Origin of the sequence: Mycobacterium sp. (genome assembly GCF_049280035.1) — a bacterium.
Taxonomy (GTDB): Bacteria; Actinomycetota; Actinomycetes; order Mycobacteriales; family Mycobacteriaceae; genus Mycobacterium.
Map to the genome: position 1 here is coordinate 1 of NZ_JBAPPI010000829.1, position 4524 is coordinate 4524.

Annotated in this window: 5 protein-coding genes; 1 reads left to right on the forward strand and 4 read right to left on the reverse strand. The window is 65.8% G+C overall.

Going from position 1 to position 4524, the window contains the following annotated elements:
- Positions 1-623 (forward strand): dihydrofolate reductase family protein (locus WAN71_RS26515; RefSeq protein WP_422228174.1); only part of this gene is annotated, 623 nt, incomplete at its 5' end.
- On the opposite strand, the gene WAN71_RS26520 is transcribed toward WAN71_RS26515, so the two are convergent.
- The 4 genes from WAN71_RS26520 to WAN71_RS26535 all read right to left on the reverse strand — a co-directional run.
- Entirely contained in the window at positions 620-1966 is a 1347-nt protein-coding gene (locus WAN71_RS26520) for an NtaA/DmoA family FMN-dependent monooxygenase (protein WP_422228175.1), read from the reverse strand. The genes WAN71_RS26515 and WAN71_RS26520 overlap by 4 nt on opposite strands.
- The gene (locus WAN71_RS26525; RefSeq protein ID WP_422228176.1) at positions 1963-3084 is read right to left on the reverse strand and encodes an LLM class flavin-dependent oxidoreductase; all 1122 of its coding nucleotides are present in this window, start codon (positions 3082-3084) and stop codon (positions 1963-1965) included. The genes WAN71_RS26520 and WAN71_RS26525 overlap by 4 nt, the downstream gene beginning before the upstream one ends.
- Before the next feature lie 46 nt (positions 3085-3130).
- Entirely contained in the window at positions 3131-4234 is a 1104-nt protein-coding gene (locus tag WAN71_RS26530; RefSeq protein ID WP_422228177.1) for an LLM class flavin-dependent oxidoreductase, read from the reverse strand.
- A partial coding sequence (locus tag WAN71_RS26535) for a GNAT family N-acetyltransferase (RefSeq protein ID WP_422228178.1) occupies positions 4231-4524 on the reverse strand: 294 nt, incomplete at its 5' end. The genes WAN71_RS26530 and WAN71_RS26535, both read right to left, overlap by 4 nt.

Sequence of the window (4524 nt, forward strand, 5' to 3'; positions counted from 1 at the left end):
GACTTCGCGACATGCCAGCGGTCTGTACGGGTATGGCTCGCAGGAGAAAAATCACCACCAGCATGCAGGTCAGCCTGGACGGGTTGGCCGAACGTCCAAGCGGTGCAACCGACTGGATCGGCACCAATCCCGACACCTTTGACTGGGAGCTGCTGGACCGGATCGACGCGTGCGTGCTCGGCAGCGGAATGTACCCGGACTACGAGCAATATTGGCGCACGATCAACACCGATCCGGACCAGCCGTTGGTGGCGACGGGATCGGCTCCGACGACTGATGAAGTCCGTTACGCCGAATTAGCCAATCGCACGGCGCATTACGTCCTCAGCAGTAGCTCAAGCCGCCTGGATTGGCCAGTGGCACGGGCCATCCCCGATCTCGACGCTGTGCGACGACTGCGGGAGGAGCCCGGTGGCGAGATCTATGCGGTCGGCGGTCCGACGACAGTTGCCGGTCTGCTCGACGCAGGGTTGATAGACGAACTGCGACTCAACGTGCATCCGGTGGTGCTCGGTGGCGGCACGCCATTATTCGGTCGCGTCGGTCGCGAGCATCGGCTGCAGCTGACGTCGGCGACGCCACTGGAATCGGGCGTGGTGCGACTGGTGTACCGAGTCGGCTAAGCCTTCGCCGTCAGCCCGAGATGCTCCCGCAGGGTGTGGCCGCTGTATTCGGTGCGGAACGCGCCACGCTCCTGCAATAGCGGCACCACTTGGTCGACGAAGTCGTCCAGGCCGTGCGGGGTCAGGTGCGGCACCAAGATGAATCCGTCGCAGGCGTCGGCCTGCACGTAGCGGTCGATCTCGTCCGCTATGTGAGCCGCGGTGCCGACGAATTGCTCCCGGCTGGTGACGGCGATGACCAGCTCGCGGATTGACAGCTTCTCGGCTTCGGCGCGTTCGCGGAACCTGCGAGCCACCGCGACCGGGTCGCCGTGCCGGACCCGGCCCTGGGTGATACCGGTATCGCCGGTCGGATCGACTTCAGGCAACGGCCCGTCGGGGTCGTAGCCGGAAAGGTCACGGCCCCACACTTGCTCAAGCATGGCGATCGCCGTCGCGCCGCTGACCTGCTGGTGCCGAATATGCACCGCCTTGTCGGCAGCCTCCTCGGCGGTATCGCCGAGCACGAACATCGCAGCCGGAAATACCTTGAGCTGGTCGGGATTTCGCCCATAGGAGGCCGCACGGCCTTTCACGTCGGCGTAGTAGCGCTGTCCGTCCTCCAGCGATCCGTGCAGGGTGAACAGCGCGTCGGCGTACCGGGCACCGAACGACCGGCCGTCGTCAGAGTCGCCGGCCTGCAACAGCACCGGAGATCCCTGCGGCCCGGCTGGCAGCGTCGCGACTCCGCGCACCGCGAATTGGGTTCCATCATGCTCGACGGTCCCCACGCGCGCGGGATCGACATACAGTCCGGTGTCGACGTCGGCGACTATGGCGTCGGCCGCCCAGCTGTCCCAGAATTCGCGTGCCACGGCCAGGAACTCCTCGGCGCGGCGGTAACGATCGGCGTGGTCGAGGAAGCCGCCGCGCCGGAAGTTTTCGCCGGTGAAGGCGTCCGAGGAGGTGACCATATTCCAGCCTGAGCGGCCATCCGACAGGTGGTCTAGTGTGGCGAATTGCCTTGCCACTTCGAAGGGCTCGTTGAAGGTGGTGTTGATGGTTCCGGTCAGGCCGAGCCGGTCGGTGACGGCCGCGAGTGCCGCAAGCACGGTGAAGGTGTCCGGCCGGCCCACCACGTCCAGGTCGTAGATCCGGCCCCGATGCTCACGCAGCCGCAGGCCCTCGGCCAGGAAGAAGAAGTCGAACAGCCCGCGTTCGGCGGTGCGGGCCAAATGTATGAACGAGTCGAACTCGATCTGGCTGCCCGCGGCGGGATCGGTCCACACGGTGGTGTTGTTGACGCCCGGGAAGTGGGCGGCGAGGTGAATCGGCTTGCGGTGCTTGCCTTCACGTGTGTTCATTCGCCTATCCCCCAACGCTGCGCGATCAGCTGGTGCGAACGCAGCCGGTCTTCATGGCGGTGTGTTACCGATGTGACGACCAGTTCGTCGGCGCCGGTTAGTCGTTGCAGCGCGCATAACCGGTCTGCGACCTCATCCGGATTGCCGACGAATTGCGTTTCCAGCCTGTCCTTTACCACGGGCAGTTGTTCATCGGTGAGCGGACGGCAGTCGTCAGGATCCGGGTAAGGCACGGCGCCAACACCGGTTCGGATGGAATACACCCACTGCCCGTAACCGGTGGCGAGATGCCTTGCGGTGGCATTGTCGTCGGCAACGACGATGTCGGCAGATACCACGACGTAGGGGTGCTGCAGCGTGGCCGAGGGGACGAACGAATCACGGTATGCGTCGATGGCCTCCAGCGCGGTGGCCGGGGTGATGTGATAGCTCGCCACGAACGGCAGCCCGCGCGCACCGGCCTGCCTGGCACTTTGCCCCCGGGTGCTGCCGAAGATCCACGGTGTCAGCCCGGATCGCTCCCCCGGCACCGCGTGCACGTCGAAACCCTCGACCTCGTAGGTACCGTCCAGCATCGCGATGATGTCGCCGAGTTGCTCGGCGAAGGCAGGCGCCACCGCCTCCGGCTGCTGCAAGATCCCCATGGTCGCCTGCACCCGCTCCTTATCGAGCAGCCCGCGCAGGTCGAACGGCAGTGGGATCACCACACCGTCGACTTCGCGCCACTGCCGCGGCGGGCGGGTTTTGGCCGATGGCTGCTTCGGCTTGAACCCGGTGTCGCGTCGTTGCCCCCGTCCGACGCCAAGGTCGATGCGGCCGGGATAGAAGGCGTCCAGGGTGCCAAAGCTCTCCACCACCGCAGCGGCCGTGGTGTGACTGAGCTGGATTGCAGCCGCGCCCACCCGAATCGTGTTGGTAGCGGCCGCGATCTGACCGATCAGCACTGCCGGCGCCGAGCTGGCGACGCCGACGAAGTGGTGTTCGGCGATCCAGAATCGGCGATATCCCCATTGCTCGGCACGCTGCGCCAGGTCGATGGTGTTGCGCAGGGCCGTTGCGGCGTCGCCGCCGGCGCTGATCGGCGCCAGATCCAGAATCGAAAGCGGGACCGGGGTCATGCGCCGCTCTCCTCATCGCTTCGCTCTGCATCGTCGCCGGCGCGGCTCATCGGCTCACCGTCGTATAGCGGTTGGGCGCCGTCGGCAGGCCGAGCCGTTGGCGCAACCTCTCACGCTGACCATAGCTGGTGCGAAACCGTCCGGCGCGCTGCAGCAATGGCACCACCTCATCGACGATCACCGGAAGATCGGCGGCGTTGACAGCCGGCCGCAGCCGCGCACCGTCGATGCCCAGCTGCTGCCAGCCCAGTAGCAGCTCGACTAAATCCTGTGCGCTGCCACCGAATATGAGTGCGTCAGATCCGAAATCGGAGTCGCCACCGAACGTCACTACCACGTCGGCGAAGATTTTCAGTCGGGCACCACCGGCCGCATGCACGTCGCGAATGATGGCGCGTAGCGAAGCGTCATCGGTCGGCGTAACAAAGACGAGATCGCTACTAGCGGCAGCGAATTCGTAGACACGTGGTGCATGAGCCAATACTGCCACCACCGGCTGCCCCTGAGGTGGACGCGGGGTGATCGAGGGCCCCTTGACCGAGAAGTAGTCTCCGGCGAAGTCGATGTAATGCAGTTTGTTTCGGTCGATGTAGCGCCCGGTGGACACATCGCGAATCACCGCGTCGTCCTCCCAGCTGTCCCACAACCGGCGTACCACCTCGACGGCGTCGGCGGCCTCGTCGAACAGACCGTCAGGAGACTGTGATCCGTTGCGCCGACCGAACAATGCCGCCTCATGCGCGGTTGCGCTCACCCGAGGCTGCCAACCAGCCCGCCCGTGCGAGATGTAGTCCAATGTGGCGATGGCTTTGGAGACGTGAAACGGCTCGGTGTGGGTGACGGTGGCCACCGGCACCAGCCCGATGTGTCGGGTGACCGGGGCAATGCGCGCGGCAACCAGGACCGCGTCGGCGCGACCCGCCAGCCGCCGCGGAGAGATTTCCTCGCGGCGTCCGGGTTGAGGTGTCAGGGTGTCGTCGATGGTCAGGAAATCCAGCAAGCCGCGCTCGGCGGTCGCTGCCAGGCCGGCCCAGTACCGGCCGCTGAGCACCGATTGCGCCGCGGGGTCGGCGCTCAGCGTGGTTCGCCACGCTCGCCGATGCCAGCCGTAGCCATCGAGCGCAACACCCAAATGCAGCTGATCGGTCATGGCAGACCCTTGCCGAAAGCGATCGGGTGGAACGGTCCCCATGACGGCAACGACGGCGCGTCCATCTCGGTGTAGCCGGTGGTCCGGTACAGCGCCTCTGCCTCCGGTTGACGGTTGCCGGTAATCAGGTACACCCGCCGATAGCCCCTTCTGGCCGCGGTGGCCTCCAGTTCGGCCAGCAGCGCCTTGGCGTAGCCGCGGCGACGATATTCGCTGTCCGTCCAAATCGGTTTGAATTCCACAGTGTCGGCATCGAACCGGCGGAACGCGCCGCCGGTGACTGGGAGGCC

Bases quoted from the DNA above. Each gene is read 5' to 3' on its own strand.
- WAN71_RS26520 (WP_422228175.1), bottom strand. From the start codon at position 1,966: ATGAACACACGTGAAGGCAAGCACCGCAAGCCGATTCACCTCGCCGCC.
- WAN71_RS26525 (WP_422228176.1), bottom strand. From the start codon at position 3,084: ATGACCCCGGTCCCGCTTTCGATTCTGGATCTGGCGCCGATCAGCGCC.
- WAN71_RS26530 (WP_422228177.1), bottom strand. From the start codon at position 4,234: ATGACCGATCAGCTGCATTTGGGTGTTGCGCTCGATGGCTACGGCTGG.